At 46.0% G+C, this 21,338-nt stretch carries 21 protein-coding genes and 1 riboswitch; of the genes, 4 read left to right on the top strand and 17 right to left on the bottom strand.

What is annotated here, in order from left to right:
* Positions 1–305 precede the first annotated feature (305 nt).
* The 3 genes from QRD89_RS03735 (at position 306) to QRD89_RS03725 (ending at position 3,326) form a co-directional block, all read left to right on the top strand.
* The gene (locus tag QRD89_RS03735; protein ID WP_286096361.1) at positions 306–1,151 is read left to right on the top strand and encodes a CAP domain-containing protein; all 846 of its coding nucleotides are present in this window, start codon (positions 306–308) and stop codon (positions 1,149–1,151) included.
* A 164-nt stretch (positions 1,152–1,315) separates the two neighbouring features.
* Entirely contained in the window at positions 1,316–1,579 is a 264-nt protein-coding gene (locus QRD89_RS03730; protein ID WP_026578659.1) for a hypothetical protein, read from the top strand.
* A 115-nt stretch (positions 1,580–1,694) separates the two neighbouring features.
* Positions 1,695–3,326, top strand: a complete 1,632-nt coding sequence (locus QRD89_RS03725) for a DUF2207 domain-containing protein (protein ID WP_286096360.1) — start codon at positions 1,695–1,697, stop codon at positions 3,324–3,326.
* A gap of 50 nt (positions 3,327–3,376) precedes the next feature.
* Here QRD89_RS03725 and QRD89_RS03720 read toward each other — a convergent pair whose 3' ends face one another.
* From QRD89_RS03720 to QRD89_RS03670, 11 genes are all read right to left on the bottom strand, one after another.
* Positions 3,377–4,858: a methyl-accepting chemotaxis protein gene (locus QRD89_RS03720; RefSeq protein WP_286096359.1), complete on the bottom strand. Its 1,482-nt coding sequence runs from the start codon at positions 4,856–4,858 to the stop codon at positions 3,377–3,379.
* A complete protein-coding gene (locus tag QRD89_RS03715; protein WP_162129275.1) occupies positions 4,855–5,013 on the bottom strand; it encodes a hypothetical protein in 159 nt (52 codons plus the stop codon). Before QRD89_RS03715 ends, QRD89_RS03720 begins: the two co-directional genes overlap by 4 nt.
* A gap of 141 nt (positions 5,014–5,154) precedes the next feature.
* Positions 5,155–6,375, bottom strand: a complete 1,221-nt coding sequence (locus tag QRD89_RS03710) for a hemolysin family protein (RefSeq protein WP_008638135.1) — start codon at positions 6,373–6,375, stop codon at positions 5,155–5,157.
* Positions 6,376–6,477: 102 nt separating this feature from the next.
* Complete coding sequence (locus tag QRD89_RS03705) at positions 6,478–7,215, bottom strand: DUF3784 family protein (RefSeq protein ID WP_286096358.1); 738 nt, start codon at positions 7,213–7,215, stop codon at positions 6,478–6,480.
* 56 nt (positions 7,216–7,271) lie between these two features.
* Positions 7,272–8,483 carry a Bcr/CflA family efflux MFS transporter gene (locus QRD89_RS03700; protein ID WP_286096357.1) on the bottom strand — a complete coding sequence of 404 codons (1,212 nt, stop codon included), beginning with the start codon at positions 8,481–8,483 and terminating at the stop codon, positions 7,272–7,274.
* A gap of 128 nt (positions 8,484–8,611) precedes the next feature.
* A complete protein-coding gene (locus QRD89_RS03695) occupies positions 8,612–9,727 on the bottom strand; it encodes an endonuclease (RefSeq protein ID WP_062515419.1) in 1,116 nt (371 codons plus the stop codon).
* A 128-nt stretch (positions 9,728–9,855) separates the two neighbouring features.
* Positions 9,856–10,170, bottom strand: coding sequence for a DMT family transporter (locus QRD89_RS03690; RefSeq protein ID WP_286096356.1), 315 nt, complete (start codon positions 10,168–10,170; stop codon positions 9,856–9,858).
* Complete coding sequence (locus tag QRD89_RS03685; protein ID WP_008638140.1) at positions 10,170–10,499, bottom strand: DMT family transporter; 330 nt, start codon at positions 10,497–10,499, stop codon at positions 10,170–10,172. The genes QRD89_RS03690 and QRD89_RS03685 overlap by 1 nt, the downstream gene beginning before the upstream one ends.
* A gap of 64 nt (positions 10,500–10,563) precedes the next feature.
* Positions 10,564–10,670, bottom strand: a riboswitch (guanidine-I (ykkC/yxkD leader).
* Positions 10,671–10,693: 23 nt separating this feature from the next.
* Positions 10,694–11,401: a MerR family transcriptional regulator gene (locus QRD89_RS03680; protein WP_026578661.1), complete on the bottom strand. Its 708-nt coding sequence runs from the start codon at positions 11,399–11,401 to the stop codon at positions 10,694–10,696.
* Positions 11,402–11,561: 160 nt separating this feature from the next.
* Positions 11,562–12,443 (bottom strand): PhzF family phenazine biosynthesis protein, encoded by an 882-nt coding sequence (locus QRD89_RS03675; RefSeq protein WP_286096355.1) that lies wholly within the window; start codon positions 12,441–12,443, stop codon positions 11,562–11,564.
* A gap of 325 nt (positions 12,444–12,768) precedes the next feature.
* Complete coding sequence (locus QRD89_RS03670) at positions 12,769–13,659, bottom strand: helix-turn-helix transcriptional regulator (RefSeq protein ID WP_286096354.1); 891 nt, start codon at positions 13,657–13,659, stop codon at positions 12,769–12,771.
* 184 nt (positions 13,660–13,843) lie between these two features.
* On the opposite strand from QRD89_RS03670, the gene QRD89_RS03665 reads away from it, so the two are divergent.
* Entirely contained in the window at positions 13,844–15,553 is a 1,710-nt protein-coding gene (locus QRD89_RS03665) for an ABC transporter ATP-binding protein (protein ID WP_286096353.1), read from the top strand.
* A gap of 51 nt (positions 15,554–15,604) precedes the next feature.
* Here QRD89_RS03665 and QRD89_RS03660 read toward each other — a convergent pair whose 3' ends face one another.
* From QRD89_RS03660 to QRD89_RS03635, 6 genes are all read right to left on the bottom strand, one after another.
* Entirely contained in the window at positions 15,605–16,357 is a 753-nt protein-coding gene (locus QRD89_RS03660) for a SurA N-terminal domain-containing protein (RefSeq protein ID WP_008633817.1), read from the bottom strand.
* A gap of 233 nt (positions 16,358–16,590) precedes the next feature.
* Positions 16,591–18,249 (bottom strand): M4 family metallopeptidase, encoded by a 1,659-nt coding sequence (locus tag QRD89_RS03655; protein WP_286096352.1) that lies wholly within the window; start codon positions 18,247–18,249, stop codon positions 16,591–16,593.
* Between the two features lie 43 nt (positions 18,250–18,292).
* Positions 18,293–18,889, bottom strand: a complete 597-nt coding sequence (locus QRD89_RS03650; protein ID WP_008633821.1) for a CalY family protein — start codon at positions 18,887–18,889, stop codon at positions 18,293–18,295.
* 54 nt (positions 18,890–18,943) lie between these two features.
* A complete protein-coding gene (gene sipW / locus QRD89_RS03645) occupies positions 18,944–19,510 on the bottom strand; it encodes a signal peptidase I SipW (RefSeq protein ID WP_008633823.1) in 567 nt (188 codons plus the stop codon).
* Positions 19,507–20,259, bottom strand: coding sequence for a hypothetical protein (locus QRD89_RS03640; protein WP_286096351.1), 753 nt, complete (start codon positions 20,257–20,259; stop codon positions 19,507–19,509). The genes sipW and QRD89_RS03640 overlap by 4 nt, the downstream gene beginning before the upstream one ends.
* A gap of 164 nt (positions 20,260–20,423) precedes the next feature.
* Positions 20,424–21,074: a response regulator gene (locus QRD89_RS03635; RefSeq protein WP_008633834.1), complete on the bottom strand. Its 651-nt coding sequence runs from the start codon at positions 21,072–21,074 to the stop codon at positions 20,424–20,426.
* Positions 21,075–21,338 lie beyond the last annotated feature (264 nt).

The following is a 21,338-nucleotide window of genomic DNA, read 5'->3' as shown; positions in this document are numbered from 1 at the left end:
CTGATGTTACATTCGTAAAAAAACACTTCGCATAAAAAGTCTGTCAACCCTGTCATTCTAGTAATTTGTATCTTGTTTTCATACTTTAACCACTCCAGCAGCCGCTTACCTTTAAAGGATGATTATAACAACCCCAGAGCTGACAAGGACTGATGCCGCCTTTTTGCTTCCCTCTCCTATTTACGATGTCAGCAGAACGTCCTTTCTACCTATCTCCCAATAATATCCTCCTTTATTACAAGAGATCGATGGTACGATAAAGTCGATCGAAAAACAAACCAACTTTTCAAGGAGGAGTTATCAGCATGAAGAAATCATTAGTCGTATCAGGAGCTCTTGCACTATCTCTTCTAGCAGCACCCGCAACATCTTTTGCATCTACAGGTGAGGTGCACCATTCGCAAATAAAAACACAAAACATTCAAATAGATTCTGATAAATTGATGGAGTGGATCAGTCAGAACGAAGCTGCTTTGAAGGGAAATAACCTGCAGCAGATCGATATTCAATCTCTATTGAATCAAATTGACTGGAAGCAGGGAGAAAAACCTGTCGAAGCAGAAGCTAAGCCGGAAGCTCCAAAACAAGAGCAGAAGCAAGAAGAAGTAGAAGCTCCGAAACAAGTAGAACAGCCGAAGCAGGAAAAAGTAGAAGCTCCGAAGCAGGAAGCTCAGCCTCAGGAACAACCTAAGCAGGAAGCTGCTCCACAACAACAGTCAGAGCAGCAAGCTCAACCAAAAGCAGAACAGCAAAACGAGCAAGCATCTTCTGAAGTCTCCGCTTTCGAAAAACAAGTAGTAGAATTGACAAACCAGGAACGTGAGAAACAAGGACTGGCACCACTTGAGCTTGATACAGAGCTTAGTGCCGTAGCTAAGGACAAATCTTTGGATATGCAGAAAAATAACTACTTCTCTCATAACAGCCCAACGTACGGCTCTCCATTTGACATGATGAAGACGTATGGCATTGACTATCAAACAGCAGGGGAGAACATTGCCATGGGACAAACAAGCCCAGAGCAGGTTGTCCAAGGTTGGATGAACAGTGAAGGTCACCGTAAAAACATCATGAACCCTAACTTCACACACATTGGAGTAGGTCATGCAGAAGACGGAAACTACTGGACACAAATGTTCATTGGAAAATAAAAGATTTCGAGTCGCCGGATCTTCCGGCGGCTTTTTTTGTAGGCTTTTTGAGGAATTCTACTTTTTTTCTTTTTTATATGTCTGAAAACACTTGCAATTAGTCTGAATATTCCATAAAATCAATCATAATTTATCAATACCAATAAAAGAAAGAAGGGTTCTTTTTGAATACAAAAACGGTGAGTCATCTTTATAATGTCTGCCCACTCTGTCACGGTACCGGTGCCTATAAGGAATATGATGACAGCAAAGCCAACATGATCATGGACCACTATCAACGTGTCAATCACGCCAAGGAGGATGCCGCCTGGAGACTCGCAGTCGAAGAAACGAGCTATGAGAAGGAATGTGCCAGGTGTAAAGGGAGCGGCAATGTACTGAATGATGAAGGTCAGGAGATGTTCCAAGCCCTTCAACGCTTTGCCTGAACCTAAATAGTAATGGAAGAAGAGCTTCTATCCGGGAGCTCTTTTTTCTATGACTTACCAATGAAACCTATTTCCACTTCTATACGTAGTTATGAATAGAAAGCGGGTGGAATCTATGAAAAAGTGGGTCACTGGATCGATTATTCTCCTCATCCTTCTCCTTCCCCTCCCTGTTTATGCCGCGGATTATTCGATTGAAGAAACGAATATCACGGCATCTTTGCAGGCGGATGGTGAAGTAATGGTGGAAGAATCACACACGTACGCGTTTGATGGAGAATTCAATGGTATAACAAGAACACTTATTCCGAAACAACAGGGCTCGGAAATCACCGATGTCCGTGCCGAAGAGAACGGAAAAGCTTTGGAGGTGGAAAGAGAAGGGGATCTGTATAAAGTCTATCGCGGCGGTTCAGACGAAACCATAACGGTCGACCTTTTTTACACGATTGAGAACGGCATGGAGCATTATGCTGATGTGTCCCAGTTTTATTGGCCTTTCTTTGATGATAGAAACGAGTCTACCTATGAGGACTTGACGATCACTGTCGTCCCTCCAGCGCAGACGGAAGCGAAAGTGGCTTTCGGATACGATGCTGCCTATGAAACAGAACAATTGTTGGACGATGGATCCGTCCGATACGAAATGGGAGAAGTACCGGCTAACGAGAAAGGGGACATCCGCGTCGCCTATGATGCTTCCCTCTTCTATGCAGCCGGCAACACGAAAGAAATGCTCGGAACCATCCTTGCTGAGAAGAAGTCCCTGGACGACGAGGCAGCGGAGAAAAAGCAGAGAAAAGAACAGTGGGGGGAAATCGGCGCAATTCTCACGGTTTCAGCAACTGCCTTGGCGGTCCTCCTGTATGGTTACGGCCTAAGAAGAAGGAAAATGACAGGTTGGGAAGCCGAACGTATTAAGGGGGGCTCCTTATTTCCAGATCACTCCATGAGTATACCGGGAATGATCAGCTTTATGAAGGGCGGCTATATGAATCACAAAGCACTGACCGCTGCGATGCTTGATCTTGTCCGTAAAGGACTGATTGAAGAACAGTCCAAGAAGGTGTATAAACGCCTTGACCGTCATCCGGACCACGAGCACGAGCAGCAATTGATCGAATGGTTATATGATGATATAGCCCAAAGCGATACCCTATATATTGACGATATAGAAAGGTACGCAAAGAACAAAGAAAATAGTGAAACCTATCGTAAACGACATCATTCCTGGCAGAAGCTTGTCAGAAAGGAAGTGAAGGAGCAGAGCTTATACGCTTCATCCGCTGTTCCACGATGGACAGCAGGATTAACAGCACTCGGCCTTTTTCCTTTCACCATTCTTCTTCCTTTGAACGGTACATTCCTTTGGATGATTTTCGTCATCCTGCTGCTCATCTACTTCCTGCTGTTCAGCTTTGCATACAAGCCGTTGAATGTGGAAGGACGTAGTCTCTACGACCAGCTCCAGCCGTTGAAAAAAGATGACGATTGGGAAACATGGGAAGAAGAAGACCGCTTAAAAGCACTTTTGTTCCAAATCGGAGCAGGTAAACGTGATCCCCTTTCCCAACCGTTCCCCTCTTCCACCCAGTCCAGCGAAATTGCAACGTATGTGGTGATTGGTTCTTACTTTGAAACGAACTTTTCGGACGCACAGCGTCATACCACGGTTTCCGCTTCATCTGGAAGCTCAAGCAGCGGGGGTGGGACCGGTGGCGGGGGCGGCGGTTCCGGAGCCTTTTAATTACACTTAAAAAACCTCCCGATACGGATATATCGGGAGGTTTCCTTTTTTTACTTATGTTGATCCACGGCCAATAATTGATCGGCTTTTTCAGTTGTATGGTTCATAATAGCAGCTATGTTTTCGCTGTCAGAAGTGAGCGCTTCCACCGTGGCACTCATTTCCTGCATACCTGCACTCGATTCCTCAATGATTGCAGCTAATTCCCCACTCCACTGTTCCACTTGAAGATTGTCCGTAATTACTCTCATCATGACATCATCCGTCTCTTTGAAAATATCAACAATATGGACGAGTACTTCCTTCAAGTCTGTGAAATAGGTATGGATCTCACCGAAAGAATCTTGAATGGAGGTGATCTTCGCAGAACTTCCATCCATCTTCTCCAATGTGGATTCATTATTCCGGAGAGCTTCCATCAAATTGGTCGTTATTTTCTCTGCCGTATCATTTGTCATCTCTGAAAGCTTTCTAATCTCATCAGCTACAACAGAAAATCCTTTTCCTGCTTCGCCCGCACGAGCAGCTTCAATAGATGCATTCAAGGCGAGCAGATTCGTCTGCTCCGATATCTTCTTGATATCATCAGAGAACGTGCCTGTTTCTTTTACTTTATTGCTTAAATGGTGGAACGTTTCATTTAAATCGCTCATGAATGCTTTGATTTGCTGAATTTCCATCGTAAAGGTCTCCACCTTGACCTCGCTGCTCTCCGTCATTCTGTTCGCTTCATTCGTTTCTTCACGGAGTGCCTCCATCCGCTTCCCTAACTCCATCATTTCCTGCTGTGATCTTGTCGTACGTTCCGCAATGTCAGAAATTTGGCCTGCCTGCTGCTGACTGCCGGACGCTACTTCCTGGATAGCTGTCTGCATCTCTTCCTGGGCCTGTAAGTTCCCCTGTACGCGCCCGTTCATGCTGGTAATATCATCTTTGATCACGGTAGCATGATCCAGGATTTGCACTTTCAGGTTCTTCTGTTCATCTGTCCGATAATCAGCCTCCATGACGAGGCTCTCGATTGCCCGCTCCTGGCCTTTACTCAAATGGATAAGGACAATGAAAAGGACACCGATCAGCAAATAAGCGAGGTAGATAGTCGCTGCATTTTCCTGAAGGGAAACCTGATCCACCGTGCTGTAAAGCTGGTTGAGGATAAGTGAGAGCCCACCCATAAAGTAACCAATGGCAAATACCGTTCGTTTAAAGTGGACGACTGCAAATACGGAAAGGAAGTACGTGATAAGTACGGATGTCCATCCGCCACCGACGTAGAAAACACCAGAGACTGTAAAGGTATTGACCAGGACGACACTTACATAAGGGAACAGTTCCGGCTTCCTCCCCCAAATCGTTCCGAAGAAGGAAATAGTAAATAGAGCGATTTCAATTCCGAACAGAATGAATGCTTCCTGTTCCCCTTCCATCAGTGATTTCATGAATGCTGCTGCTAAGGACAACGTGAAAGCAGTAAAAAGAAGCAGGTTTTTCTTTTTCAACGTCTCCTGTTTCATCTGATCGATTGCGCTCATCTCCCTTCTTCCCCCTTCCTTAAATCGGAATTGAATACAGAGAAGCCATCATCCGCCACTACTACATCCGTACCCTTCCTGCCGATTTCCACTGCTTTTTCCCGTCCGATTACCAAGGATCCACCTTTAATGACTGTTTTATTTGCCAGCATCATAACCCCATCACCTTCCGATATATGTATAGCGTACCACCTCTTATATCGGCCATGATATGGAAAATTAAAGGGTCTATAGTCCTCTGACCCTTTTAATATTCCCATACAAAAAACCCGGCGCAAAGGCCGGGTTATTCTTATCTATTTTATAATTTGGATCCTTCTCAGCATTCTTCCTTCGATCTCAAGCACTTTAAACGTCAGGTTATTCCTTTCCAACACATCCCCTTCTTGAGGGAAGTCATTGAACTCCTTCAGAAGATAGCCTGCAAGGACGTCTTCTTCTTCCGGAACTTCTGTATCGAAAATCGAGTTCAAGCGCCGGAGAGTAATCTTTCCGTCACAGATCAGTTCGGTCTCTGATATCTTCTCAATGATGGAGTCACTTTCTACGTCCATTTCATCCTCAATTTCCAGACCGATCATTGCTTCAATGACATCCTCATGTGTAAGAACCCCTTCGGTTCCTCCATACTCATCCAGAACGATCGCCATATGCTTCTTCTCTTTTGTCATCTTCCGGAAAACCCATTCTATACTATGGAATTCATAAACGACAAGAGGATCCTTATACGTGAAATCCTTGAGCGGGCGTTCGGGTTCCATTGCCCAGGAAATCAAATACTTTGAATGAAGAACAGCAACAATGTCATCTATGTCTTCCCGATAAACCGGGTACCTTGTAAACGGGTGTTGAGTAACCATATCCCGAACTTCCTCAAACATTGCCTCTTCCGAAATGGCAATCATATCCACCCGGGGTGTTTTCAGGACATCCTTTACATTCAAATTATAGAAATCAAGCACACCTTTGATCCGATGGGATTCCGCTTCGTTGAAGGTCCCTTCCGAATCTGCAATGTCAACCATCGTCCGAAGCTCCTCTTTTGAAACGGAGACATCGTTCGTTTCTCCTTTGGACAAAGCCTTCGTAATGGATCCTGTCAACCAGTTCAACACCACAGTCACTGGTTTAAAAAGGATAACGAAAAACCGGATGACCGGAGAAACCAACATGGATATTCGATCCGGGAAGGCAGCGGCAATCGATTTCGGAATGACTTCTGAGAAGACGATGATGGTGACAGTCAATATGGCGGAAGCCACACCTACACTGAATCCATACTCAATAGCTAGTGCCGTAACCAATGTTGGAAGCAGAATGTTAGCTATATTATTACCAATCAAGATTGTCGTAATGAATTCACTTGGACGGGAAACAAGATTCAACAACTTTTCCGCTTTTTTATCATTTTTATTCACTCGAGCCTGCAGCTTCATTTTGTTTGCAGCAGTCAATGCTGTTTCGCTTCCCGAGAAAAATAAAGAAACGAACAGTAGAACAATGATCGCGATGATCACAAGAAAACTCCTCCTTGAAATTGTACATGCCGGTTTATTATAACACGTTCCGTAGTCAGGATAACAACCGTACGTATTCGCGATGCACATGCATCGTCGTCATCAACGAACCGACTCTTTCAGCGTTTCATACAGGCGTCTGGTTTCTTCCTCATCTTCTTTATTAATGAACAAATCGTCCTCTTTCGTCTTTATGTACACGGAGGGCTTCATATCCGCTTGAATGAATAGCAGTGCTCCTTCATATGGGTCCTCGAGACGGAAGCGCCCTTTCAAATGACCTCCCGATGCGAAACCATTGGACTTCACAATCACATCCGGCACGTCATCCAAGATCTCCACCTTCTCTATGTCAGCAAGTGACCATTCACCGCCATACATTCCCGAAATCTTCACCTTTGAATCTTCAACCGTTACGGTATTGTCGATCAATCCACTAATGGTCAGTGCAACTACTCCCCCGAAGATGGCGACGGAAAAGATACTTGTCATCCATACATTCCGCTTCCTTTTACGAGGAACCTCGTATCGCTGTATCCAAACAATACCGGTCAATAAAACGATGAAAAACAAACCAAGCCCGACCTCAAATGCCAGATCAACCGGAAGCAGGCCGGCAAGAAAAGTGAGCAGAAGCATTGAGAACGTCCATTTCAGCAGACGGCCTGTTGCGTCTACATAGCCGTTCTCCAACAGATACTGCTGCTCCTCTTCCGACCGGTTTCCGAACCCGGAAATTAATCCGTACTCTCTCTTTTTAACCACCAGATACGTTAATCCGCCGTAAATAACCAATACCCATACCATGATGATGCTATAGACGATAAAACCAGTATTCATCCTGCACCTCCTGTTTTATCATTATAATACACAGCAGGAAATGTTATCCGGATTTATTAAGCTGTTTCCGGCTGCCCGTCCTTCTTCGTCAATGTAAAGAATAGGGCAGCACCTATAGAAGATGTCGTAAATAGAATCGTCCCCATCGGCACGGCCGTTGTTTCATTCAATCCGACGAGGGGGGATACAATGGCTCCGAACAATAGAGGAAGCATCCCCAATACGGCACTGGCACTACCGGCCCGGTGTCCCTGATGTTCCATCGCCAAAGTGAACGTACTTGTCAGCACCATTCCCATTGCAGTCATATAAATAAAGATAGGAATTACGATGGAATAGAGCGGGCCTTCCATTACAGTCATCACCAGAAGAAACGCGGTCGCGGTGACGGCAATGATCACTGCTGTCCGAAGCAGACTTCTTTCATGGATAATCCCTCCAAGGCGGCCGATCAGAAAACTTCCCGTGATGATGGCAAGGCCGTTAATACCGAAAAGAACGCTGAAAACCTGTGGGGATACGCCGTAAATTCCCTGATATACAAAAGGGGTTCCCGAAACATAGGCGAAACTCCCCCCATGGACGAATCCGATAGTCAAGGCGTAACCGATGAAGGAACGATCTTTCAACAGTCGTCCGATTGTCAGAATGGATTCCTTTAAAGAGCTCGGAATTCTTCTTTCTTCGGGAAGTGTTTCCGGGAGCTTTTTCGTTACCGTCAAAACGATTAAAACACCGACAAAGCTGAGGAAAAAGAAAATGGTTTCCCATGTTGCAAAAGGGAGTAAAAGAATCGCTCCGCCCGTCATCGGGGCAATCATAGGAGCGGTTGCATTGATGACCATCAATAAAGCGAAGAACTTCGTTAACTGCCGTCCGGTAAAGACGTCACGAACTACGGCACGGGATAGAACAACCCCCGCAGAGGCGGTGAAACCCTGGAGAAAGCGTGCCGCTACAAGAACAGTTATGTTAGGCGCAAGTGCACAAAGCAGAGAAGCTAAAGCAAATAACGAAAGAAAAATGATCAGTGGTTTTTTTCTTCCTTGAGAGTCACTGATCGGTCCTACTACTATTTGTCCTACCGCAAGTCCTATTAAACAAGCCGTTAAACTGAGTTGCACAAGAGACGCACTCGTGTCTAAATCAGAGGCGATTCCCGGGAAACTCGGCAGGTACATATCTATATTTAATGGACCAAGCACACCGAGCATTCCAAGTAGAAACGCAAGACCAATACGTTCTTTTCCTGTTGGATTATGAAGCATATCAAACACCTTCCTCTTCTGTCTGCACTTGAAGTTTTTTCAAGCCGTTAATCTATGATTCTATCTTTAAATAAGCAGGAAGTCTATCCCTCTGCATAACAAAACCTCTGCAGAGCAGAGGTTTTGTTTCACCATATTTCTTCTACATATTCCGGATGGTCGATGAAAGGATTACGGTTATGCTGATAGTCTTCATAAATGACTTCATTCCTGTTCCGTTCGAAGTCATCGACCGGATCGCTCTCATGCCACTCCTTCAGTGTGGAAAGCTTTCCGAGATAAGGGCCGCTCGTACCCGTGAAATCAGCGACTTCTAAATCCAGCTCCCCCTGATCTCCTTCATAACGGACGGCCATATAGAAAATCATTCTTGCTACATCTCCTTTTACTTCGTCACGAGGCTCCCATGAGTCCCCGTCATAATAAGTGTCCGGAGCGTCAGAATAAGGAGATCCGCCATTATCAAAGTCTAAATTACTACGGCTGGAGTTGACAGAGACATCCGTTGGCCGAAGGTGATGCAGGTCCGTCCCCGCTCCCATGGCTGTACCGAATCCACCGTGGGATTTAGCCCAGACATGCTCCCTGTTCCAATCATCCACCCCGCCGCCATTTCGATTCTTGGAAATAGAGTCTCCTGTATAGAGAAGCAGAACGTTTGCAGGGTTCTCCGGGTCCTCGTCGGTATTTCTCAGCGCATCCCAGACTTGGGAATAGGATATTTCTGTATGGTCGTCAATAATATCATGGAGTTCCGCTTTCAACGCATCTCCAGTCAATGAATCCGCACGATCATAATAGGACCCAGGCTGCGAATCCTGTTCTCCTGTTTCCCCATCTCCTTCTTCACCGGCAAGCGCAATGGACGAGACGGATTTGACCCCCGGATGAGCAAAGTAATCATCTCTGCTCCCCTCAACAATGACCTTCTCCCCCATTAAATCCGGATTGTTCTCTAAACCGTAGCTGCCCCGATATTCCGAATCGAGCTTCACAAACAGCATACGTTCTGTCGCATTCTCCTCTTTTTCATCCGCTAAGGCCAAAGCGTAGTTACTGGTGAAGCTGTTCTGCTCTACCTTATCCACCCCAACCGGTACGCCAACAATATAGCCTTCCACCTTCACATCCGATCCGGCCGTCATTTCCATTCCTTCGCTTATAGTAAGAGAGGTCGCTGCAAAAGCAGGCGGACTGACGATCAAGAAGAGAAAGCTGACAATCAACCATATTTGTTTCTTCATTCCATGACACACTCCTTGAAGTGAGATACGTTCTCTAGACCTTTTCCACTTCGGAGTGTGAAATCCTTCCACTTATAAGGAAATTAGTACAATCCTAACATGGTATTAATATTAACTAGTTCTTCTGTTTAAGACACCAGCTTCAGCCCGATGGCGGAAGCAAGGATCATAGTAATGAACACGACCCTCCGCCAATCCTTGGACTCCCCATAAAGAAGCATGCCGAGCACCGCTCCTCCGGCCGCACCGATCCCGGTCCAGACGGCATAAGCGGTTCCCATCGGCAGACTTTCCATTGCCAGGGAAAGAAAGAAGAAGCTCCCGCCAAAGCCCAATAAAAGGAATATGATGGATTGCCAATTACGGTCTTTATGCAGTTTATTAATCATCCAGACCCCGGTCATTTCAAACAAACCTGCCGCCAGCAAAAAGATCCATGCCATCAGGCTTCCTCCTCCTCTGGTGTCACTGCTTTCAAGCCGACCACCCCAACCAATAAGATAAGAATCAGAATAAGCTTGGCAGCATCGAAACTCTCACCGAAAAAGATGACTCCTGTTGCGACGGTACCAACTGTTCCTAAACCGACGAACACTGCATATACGGTGCCGACGGGGAGCTTGCTTCCGGCAGATATCATTAAATAAAAACTGATTACGATGGCGGCAATCGTACCACTCCATTCCCATAACCCTTCTGCGTGTTTGAGCCCTGCCACCCACAGCACCTCAAACACGGCACCAATAATCACTTGAATCCAATACTTATTCATTGTTCCAAAAACCTCCAATTAATCATTCAAACTATAAAAGCCCGGGAGACACTGCACAGCAGTCATCTCCCAGGCTTTTATCCTTCCGTGGCACAGCTTCTTTGAAAGCTGTGAGCTTTCTCTCGGACCAGTCTAACAGAATACTGTTACGGAACCCTAGAAAGCCTATTTGCTATTCCGTCCACAGTTTATCATCATTTACGGAATAAAGACAACAATTTACCAAGCGTCCCCTGCGGCTTGCCGACGGATACTTCCAATCTTCGGTTGAAGTCATTTTGAGACTGCCATTCCCGTTTTTGTTCCGTCCGCATCTCGCGCAGCTCCCGTTGTAAATGTTCACTCTTTTCCTTTTCCTGTTCCAATAATGTTTCATATTGGCGTTTTTGTTCATTCGTCAACTTCTCTAACTTGGCATGGGTTTTCTGCGAGAAATTCCCAACACCGGAGCTGATGACATGATGATCCTGCTGAAGACGGGAGACCGTTGTTTTCAACTGTTCCATATCTTCCTTCAACTGCATATTCACTTCACGGGTCGCAGCAAGCTCTTTCGCCACAAGCGTCAGCAGTTCTTTCAACTGGGCAGGATCCTGCAGGGAACGGCTGTCCGTATCCGCCACTGCAATTTGTGTTTCATCATAACCGGACAGGCGTTCCTCCAGCTTTTTGACAAGCTCTTTCGCTTTCTCATCCTTCGGCAGATCCGTATCACGGATGTCCATGAGTGCCTCGATATCAGACCGTACGAAAATTCGTCTGTCCCCATCTTTGAAAAACTCATATCCATTCCGTTCCAATATTTGTCCGTATTTCCGTACAGTCGTCGTCGCGATTCCGACTTCTTCTGCCACTTCTTTCGTGGAGTAAGCTCGTTCGTTCGGCTTTATGTCATGTCGCATTTCGGGCCCCCTTCGTCCTTGTACAAATGGTCAGGATGGTCATATCGGCAAGCGCTATGCTCTCCCTGAACACTCTAGTTACACTTTCTATTATTATATCACGTGTATCGCTTAGCGCTATAAGCGATACGATATTGGACGAAGGTATCATTCCCGTTCTTCACAATGCCTTCCATTCCGTCTCCAGCTTCGCCTTACCACGGACAAAAGTCCGCAGAACTCCTTTACTGGATCGGTAGACTTCCGCCTGCATGACACTCGGCCTTCCCATCTCTCTCCCTTGATGGATAAGATAGGTTTTCCACTCAGGAGCTTCCGTATCTCTTCCATCCTGCATAGATAAATACGCTCCCAGGGCGCAGGCAGCGACACCGGTTGCAGGGTCTTCCAAATACCCGGCTCTGTTTGGGAACTGTCTGGCCTGGACTTCCCCGTCCGCCCTGAAGGTGAATGGATAGAATCCAGACGTTTGATAACGGTCGCACAGCTCCCACATGTATTTGAAATCCGGCTGGAGACTTTCTAATATACCTTCTCTCTTCAAGGGAACTAAGAGTTTCTGCCTGGATGTAGACACCAATTGCAAAGGGAGATCAGCTGCCAGATCACTCTTGTTGATTTGCAGCGCCCTACACACTTCTTCATAGGAGGGATTCGTATCAGCAATTACCGGCTTGTACTGCTCCACTCGCACCGTATAGCCGTCTTCCTTTTTCGTCCACTCCACATCAACGACCCCGACCCCCGTCTCAATCTTCACGGATGGAGCAACCGTATCCTCACGATTCAAAAGGACCGTCAAGGCACCGATCGTTCCATGGATACACATCCCAACTTCCTTAGAGGGCATGAAAAACCGGAACCGCCAATCATGGTCTCCATGCTCAGCAGGAAGGACAAATGCTGTCTCCTGACCGAAGTGAGCGGAAAAATCCATCATCTCCTCCTCTGTTAGATGATGGGCATCCAAAACCACCGGGCAAGGGTTCCCTCCCCGTTCGCCGTCATGAAATACTGTCGTATGTATAACTTCCGCCGTCATTCTATCACCTCACCTTTTTCTCCAGTTTACTATGACAGGCCAATGGAAGGAACGCATATGCTTCCGATCGATATAAAAACAGTCTGTTTTCAAAGTCGCAGGAAGAAGACCGTTGAAAACTTATACGCTTAAATAAAGGGAAATAAAAGCACTCCATATATGAAAAAGAAAAGAACGAGAAAATCATTTCTTTGAGGAGCAAGATCGATCTTTCTTTACGTATTCTAATGGGAAATGAGACGCTTCCCCGGTGCCCGTCTCACCGCTTACCTATCCCTTCTTCAACTAGTAAAAAACCCCGTCTTTTTTCAAAGACGGGATTCGATCACTCGTCAAAGGAAAGATTCATCGGCTCTTCCTGCATCTCTATGTGTAAGTTCATATTCGTCGTCGGGACATGCTCTTCCACGATATCGAATTGAAAGGCATCCATCCATACCTTGCCAACACCAGAGAGGATGGTTCCTATAGATATGACGGAAGCGGTGTCGGGGACATCGAGAACGATTGAATAATGGTTCCAGTTCTGCGTTCCAGTAATTTTGCGGTCGGACATGTTATCGAACTGCAGCACTTCCCCTTGAGCATTGTCCACCCTCATCCACATTCCAGCGTAAGATTCAACATGCTCCGTTTTTATAAAACCACTTAGTCGAACACGTTTATCCAAGTAGTTTACTGCCTTGAACTGCTGCATTAATGTAGCGAAATCCCCCTCCGATGGATAAGAGGTTCCGTAAATAGATGTAAGATAGGCCGAACGATTACCTTCATGGATCTCTTTGTCGTCCCGCCCTACTTCATAATTAGCAGGTTGACCCCCACTTAAAAACCAACCATTAATCGGCGAAATCATTTCCACTGCATCTTCTCCTTTTTGTTCGAAATATGTGGCGAATAATTTACGAAAGCGTCCGGGAGGCAATCCATAAAGCTGCTTAAACGCTCTGGTGAATGCTTCCTGACTCTCGAAATGACAGGAAAAAGCGATATCGATAATCGGAGCATTCGTATGAAGCAGACAGCGCGAGGCCTCAGTAAGTCTTCGTTTCCTCATATACTCGGATATACTGACACCCACCTCTTTTAGGAACTTTCTGTGAAAGTGATAAGGTGAATATCCCGCATACGCAGCTACCTCTTCCATGGATACACCTTCTTTCAGCCTTTCTTCCATAAAGGCGATACTCTTCTGAATGATTGAAGGCTCCGGCACTGCTCCTCCCCCTTTCTACTTCTATTTTATCGCTTAAAAAACTGTTTTTTTTGACATTTCCTGCTGTCTTTTGAGAGACGCAGCTGCTTGTTTTGTTGGGTAACAGCAAAAGTTCCATTGATTAGCATACGACTGTTGGATATAATTGATAATAAATCTCAATTACAACAGAGGAGTTTTTGCTGTGCTTTCACGATTTTTTTCCTACTATAAGCCATATAAATGGCTGTTCATCCTCGACTTCAGCTGTGCTGTTCTTGTCGGTATTCTCGAACTTGCTTTTCCGCTGGCTGTTAATCAGGTCATCGACCGCCTCCTTCCTCAGGAGAACTGGACGATCATCCTTTTAGCCTGTCTTGGATTATTACTGATTTATTTGATTAATACCGGCCTTCATTACATTGTCACGTACTGGGGACATAATCTTGGGATAAATATTGAAACAGATATGCGTCAGAAATTGTTTTCCCATATGCAGAAATTATCCTTCGGCTATTACGATAACAACAAGACGGGACACAGCATTTCCCGGCTGACGAAGGATCTCGAGGAAATAGGAGAAGTTGCCCACCATGGTCCTGAGGATATCTTCGTCGCCTTCATGACCCTGCTGGGTTCCTTCATTCTCATGCTTACGATTAATTGGAAATTGGCCATTCTGTCATTCATTGTCATCCCGCTGTTGATCATCCTTGCCATCTATTTTAATAAAAAAATGACGGTTACCTTCCGGCGTATGTTCCATAACGTGGCGGAAATCAATTCTCGTGTCGAAGACAGCATCGGGGGCATCAGAGTCGTCCAGGCCTTTGCTAATGAAAGTCACGAGCAGAGCAAATTCAAACAGAACAACGAGCAGTATCGGACGACGAAACTGCAGTCTTACAAGATTATGGCGCAAAACATTACCGCCAACTATGTCTTGATGCGCCTTGTCACCTTGTTCACTTTATTATTCGGGACATACTTCGTCATATCCGGAGAGTTGACGTATGGTGAATTTGTAGCCTTCATCCTCTTGGCGAACATTTTGATCGGTCCGATTCAAAAAATCAATGCCGTTATCGAAAGCTATCCAAAGGGAATTGCCGGATTTAAGCGGTACACAGAAGTGATCGACACCGCACCGGATATCGCAGACCGTCCGGGCGCATCCGCTAAAGATCTAAAAGGGACCATACGATATGAAGATGTCACCTTCGGTTATGAGGGGTTGGACCCGGTATTAAACGGAATCAACTTAACGATTGATTCCGGAGAAACTGTCGCTTTTGTCGGGCCGTCCGGTGCCGGTAAGACGACGTTATGCAGCCTGCTTCCGAGGTTTTACGAAATTTCGGATGGAGGGATCACCGTAGACGGAACCGACATCCGTGACATTCAGCTGACATCACTACGCAGTCAAATTGGAATCGTGCAGCAGGATGTTTTCCTGTTCTCCGGGACGATCCGCGAAAACATCGCCTACGGAAATCTGGATGCAACGGATGAAGAGATTATGGAAGCATCCCTACGAGCAAGGCTGGACGACTTCATTCAACAGCAGCCTCATGGACTCGATACTGTGATCGGTGAACGAGGCGTTAAGCTTTCCGGCGGCCAAAAACAGCGTCTCGCCATCGCCAGGATGTTCTTGAAAAACCCACCGATCCTTATTCTCGATGAAGCCACATCAGCGTTGGATACGGAAACGGAAGTAGCCATCCAAAAGTCATTGGATGAATTGACGGAAGGCAGAACGACACTCGTCATCGCCCACAGGTTGGCGACTATTAAGAATGCCGACCGTATCATGGTCGTAACGAAAGATGGTATTGCAGAGCAAGGAAGCCACAAAGAGCTGCTTGCAACAGAAGGTATATACAGCCGTCTTCATGAAGCACAGTTCGGCTGAAGGCTTTAGATGCACAAAAAATGCCGGACCAACAGGGTCCGGCATTTTTTATTAGATATTCACTTTGACTTCTGCTTTTTCACGAAGATCGTCTACAATTTTCTGAGTCGCTTCGCTTTCTTTCTGCTGTTTGAGAGACTGCTGAATTTGAGGTTTCACGTCTTCATAAGCAGGAACTTCCTGCTTGGTTTCTGCGTCCTCTTGACTTTTCTTCATGTCGTCGTAAGCTTTCTTCACTTCTTCTTCCGAAGGCTCTGTATCTCCAGCTTCTTCTGCAATCAGCTTATCGACTTTCACCTGAGTTTCCAATTGGGACATGACTTCTTTTTCATCCATGCCGCCGTTGTCTTTCAGCTGCTTCATGAAGTCTTCTTTATCTTTCACTTGAGGCTGCTGTTCGACGATTTCATCAATTCTTTTGTTAATCTCTTCTTCGGACGCTGTCAGTTCACGATTATCCGCTTCTTGAATCAGCAGTTCCTGACCAACCATGCTTTCTGCAAGACTCTTCTTCAGTTGGTCCTGATCCAGCTCCTGTCCTGACATTTGTGCCTGCATGGCTGCCATTTGGAACTGACTCTTATACGTGTTTTCAAATTCTTTCTTCTCGATCTTCTCACCGTTCACTTCTGCCACAACGTCAGGGATATTCTTCAAATCCGGCTCCGGTGCTTCCGCTTGTTCCGAAGATTGTTTCTCTTTATCTTTATCATCAGATGATTCACTATTGTCGCCACATGCCGCGAGCAATCCGACGAATGCAGCAAGTACTAATGCCAATAACCATTTCTTATTCAATGTCATGTCTCCTTTGCATCATTCTGCTAGTCATTGTAACATGTCCCGTTCCATTGTAAACATATTCGAACCGCTCCTGCTCCAGCGTGACATTTTTGTAACTATCACGAACCTTGTCATACCGGGTTTCAAAGCAGGATGATTACGCATATTGTTGTAAATATGTAAAAAATGTGGGACGCGCCTTTTCCTATTATATACCAAAAGGAGCCTTTCCAATTGGAAAAGCTCCTTTCTTTTTATTGGATGCCGACTGCGTCGTACGCCTGGTTAACGGACTTGACCTCCTGGGAGCCCTCTCCGTAAAGATCGATCGCCGATTGAATGGCTGCTTGTCTCATCATGCTGAAATCGGAAGTCGCTGTTAAATATTTCGTTAAGGCACGGTAGTAGATCTGCTCCGTGGCGTCGCGCCCTACTCCTTCAACCTCGATATCATAATGCGTACCGCCTTCTGCAAGGAGATACGCCGCTTTGTTATTGATACTCGAATTGATGTGAACGCCTCCGTTATCCAAATCGCCTGTGTACAATTCGCTGTAGTGATCCGGATATCCTCGATCCGGATAGAATGGATGTGGAATAGAGGACGGGTCTTCCATAGAACGAAGCGGCTCACCGTCGACGCCTACTTCTTCCCCCATCAACCAGTCGTCCCGGTCGACCATCGCTCCGAAAATGTCCGACATCGATTCATTGAGTGCCCCTGGTTCATCCTGATAAACAAGATCCGCAGACCGGTCTGTGACAGCATGCGCCAATTCATGGGCAATGACATCGACTGCTCCGGAAAATGGAAGGTATGTTTCCCCGTCACCGTCGCCGTACATCATCTGCACGCCGTTCCATGCGGCATTATTCCACTTATCTCCGACATGGACAGAAGAAATCATTCGCGCACCTTCGTCATCAAAGGAATCGCGGTCGAAGGTATCTTTGAAGTAGTCATAGACAATGCCGGCATTCTTATGCGCACTGACCGCAGCCGGATCGCTGAAGAACTTATGGTCGCTTGTCACTTCATCTCCATGATAGCCCAACAGCTGGGAGAATAGATTGAAGAGGAACGGATCCATATTTAAAGCGTCAAATGTGTGGATGCCATCGCCCCTCGTTTCATCGAACAAGTAATAGCTTCCCTCTTCGTAAACGGCTTCGAACATTGCCTTGTCTCCATTTACTTCTTCACCGAACGCTTTGACATGATCGATGGCATTATAATGGTTCACAATATCACCTGTTTTAGCGTCAACGAAATAATGGAAGTATCCCGGTGCCGGCTCAGAAGTGGAGGCTTTCACTAAGAAAGCAAGGTGGAAATCACCTTCATATTCATAGAAATACAAATCACTGGACGGCTCCGCATCATATGCTTCTACTTTTCCGATTTCGTCCTCAATGGAAGCCTTGGCAATCTCTACTGCTTCCTTATCCGTCAGTTCCGGTTTGGAATCCAGCTCTTTCGCTTCCAGATTGGGAACGACTTGACCAAAGAAAGCCTGCACTTCTTTCTTATCGTTCAACGCCACCGTCTGATGTGCCCCATATACAGGTACGCCGTCATATTGTTCGATCAACCTTACATGGGATGTCCCGTTCTCTTCATCCTTTAAAGTATCAAGCACTTGGAAGTTGTCCTTGCTGTTCCCTTTCAGCTTAAACAAATCATTCTTATAGTTCAGATAAGAAAGAGCGATGCTTTCGACTGTTGCTTTCTCACTGGAAGCCGCCTTCATCTTCGGCATTTCCCACTTTTCTATGATATACGATGGTGTGCCGTAGGTATCATTGTTCTTCACCTTCGCTGCCTCTTCTGCAGAGACGCTCCCTGCTCCGAAACCGAAACCACTTAAAGCCAGTGTCAAGGCCAGTGTCGACGTAACGACTCGTTTCTTCATTCCATCACTCCTCGATTTTTTTAAAAGAATGGCTGGTATTCATTTATTCGTGATCGACGCCGTCTTCCTGATTCGCCTGGAATTTCCATGTGAGATTCATGCTGTCACCCTGGAACACATTCTGGTCCTCTCCATTATCGACGAATTCAAATTGCACCCAAAGTGTGTCTTCTGCACCGACATCAAGTCCCCCGCGCTGCTTCCATAGAGGATCAAATACGTCTTTAGCTACTGTATCTGGATCCATCGCTTGGAGCTCGCTTAAAGTCGTCTGAAATACAGGCTCGCTCTCCTTGTCCCAGTTCCAGAGGAAGTTCACCCGGATATGATCTCCCATATCTTCTCCGGCATTATCACCGGCAGCATCCGTCACACTGTAGTCTGTCAGTAGATTGATAGACTTGATATCAAGCGTTCCTTCGTTACCCAGTTTAAATTCACGAAGCACCGTATCGCCGGGCTTCAAATTATCGATATCAACGATAACCTCAGGATCCACGGAAACATCCAGTGTCCCTAACCCGAATGTGTTACTCGTCTCTTCCGTATCACTGAAATACGCATATGTCCCTCCTCCCATCAAAGATAGACCTAAAGATGCAGTCACCACACCAGCACTAACCTTCTTGAAAAAACTCATGACATCTCCTCCTTATATGATTAGACTCTTATGTAGAAAAACATAAGAAATGGATCACCTTTGTGCAGGTTCTGTCTGTTCATGCTGTTTCTTGAAATCAACTACGGCTTTTCTAAAAGTCAAACCGCCGTATAAGAACAATAGGATACCTGGGACGAATAGCAGCAAAGCCGATCCCATTTTGGACCCGGCATAATTAAGGACGAAGCCGAGGTAAGGAATTGTGAAACCGGTATAGGAGCCAAGGACATTCCCGGAAAGGACTGGATCGAGATCCGCGCCGTCGTTATTGTCTCCCTGCGTCGTGTACAAAACATCCCCGCCTGCCTCCTGTACGTCTATCACCCGGTGTGTGACGACCTGCTCCTTTTTATCAATGAAAGTAAGGACGTCCCCTTCCTTATAAACAGACGGATCTTCCGTCATTTCAATCGCGATCACAGACCCGGTCTGAAACGTCGGTTCCATCGACCCTGACAGCACCGTCTTCATTTGATAGCCGAATAGTGTAGGCTCGCCGCCGCTCGCCTTGACCGCAATGACGACGATTGCCAAAGCAACAATCAAACCAACAGCCGTCACGGATAACGTCTTATAAATCATGCGTAATGCCGTTTTCATGAAGCATCCTCCTTTTCCTTCTCTTCCTGTAATTCACCTTCCGTCGTTTCCGTATCTGCAGGCCTGTCTGTTTCTTCTGTCTCCATGTTTTCTGTATGGGATGGCTCCGCCTCTGCTTTCTCCTCTGCTTCCGTTTGCTCTGTCTCAACCGAAGGCTGTGATGGTGATTTTTCCTTTTCTTTTTCCACTTCCGTTTCTTTCCGGCCCTGAACTTCCTGTTGTTCTTTTGCCTTTTCCTGTTCTGCTTTCTTTTTCTCTACTTCCTTCTGTCGCTTCTCTTCTTCCTCCGCCTTTCCTTTCTCCTCTACCAGCGCTTGTAAGGAACGGCTGTCCATTTTGGCGTACTCCATATGGAGGGTGTCTAAGTCCATAAGTGCTTCCGACACATAGTCGATATCATCCTGCCCTGCCCAAGCATGGAGAGCCTTCTCATACAAACTCTCGTAAACATCGGCTGCCCGTTCAAACTCCTGCACACTTTCCTTCAATTCTGCCAAAGAATGGTCTGCGGCCTGTATATCATCGTATAGAGACGCAGCTTGCTCGTATGCTTCCCTGATGTCCTCCACCGTCTCCTGAGCAGCTTCCGGAAAAACCGAAGCCGTTTCGATCGTTATAGATCGCTTCTCATAATCATGGAACGAAGCTTCTGTACCGGATACCAAATGAGCTGACAAGGAGAAGAACATGGGTATGTATAAAACAGGGAGGATCAGAGGAACGATCTTGCTTCTTTGTTTCCGTTTCATAAGAACCTCCCAAACTCTAATGTCTTATATCTATCATCCTCTACATTCCTCGACGTTACCATTCGCCATCCGGTATATTTGCATACGACATAGGTTGTAAGACGGATCTATACCAAAAGTAGTAGCCTGCTCCAAAAAAGAAAAAACCCTCCATAAATGGAGGGTCACTCAAAAGATTCTATCGGCAGCAGCAACTGATTCCTGACTGCATAGAGGATCGCCTGAGAACGACTTTTCACCTGAAGCTTCCGATAGATATTACTGATATGAATTTTCACTGTTTTATCGCTGATAAACAAGGAGTGTGCTATTTCTTTGTTCGTAAAGCCTTTGACAAGCTCCTGAAGTACTTCCTGTTCCCGCTGTGTAAGCGTAGAGGGCTTCTTTGTATGACGGCCGCCCGTTTTATCTGTTAACAAATGGGCCGTCATGGAAGGAGGGATCACGCAGTAGCCTTTGTACACGTTTCGGACTCCGTGGATCAGCTCTTCACTTGATGTTTCCTTCAATAAGTAACCGGAGGCCCCCGCTTGCAGTGCTTGCTTCAAATACATTTCTTCATCCTCAATCGTCAGCATCAACACTTTCATATCAGGGTATTCATCCCTTATAAACCTGGTAAGCTCAATCCCCGACTCCTCCTGAAGATGGATGTCCATCAATAGAATATCCGGTTGGACAATCGGCACCTTCCTTCTTACTTCCTCCGCAGTACCTGCCTGAGCAACGACTTCCATATCCTTCTCCAACTGGAAGACAAGGGCGATTCCATCACGCAGCACAGCATGATCGTCTACAATCATTACTCGAATCATCTTTCGTAAAACCTCCCATAGTTAGACAAAATCAGATCCTTCTCTTTCCATCATTCGACATAACGAACAATCATTCATCCACTTCCCTCTTAAAACAGAGCAAGTTACCCTAAGACAGAAGAGCACCTGCACAACGTTTTAGGAGGGTTTAGACGTATCATGCACCTACCCTAACCTCTATGTATGATACATATTTTACCATCAGGTATACATTTTTTCTACTGCCTGTGTAATATTTCGTTCTCAATCGCGTTCATCTAGGAA

Source organism: Halobacillus sp. ACCC02827 (assembly GCF_030291935.1).
GTDB lineage: Bacteria > Bacillota > Bacilli > Bacillales > Halobacillaceae > Halobacillus.
Note: the sequence above shows the minus strand (reverse complement) of the source record. Positions and strands in the feature narration are given on the sequence as shown.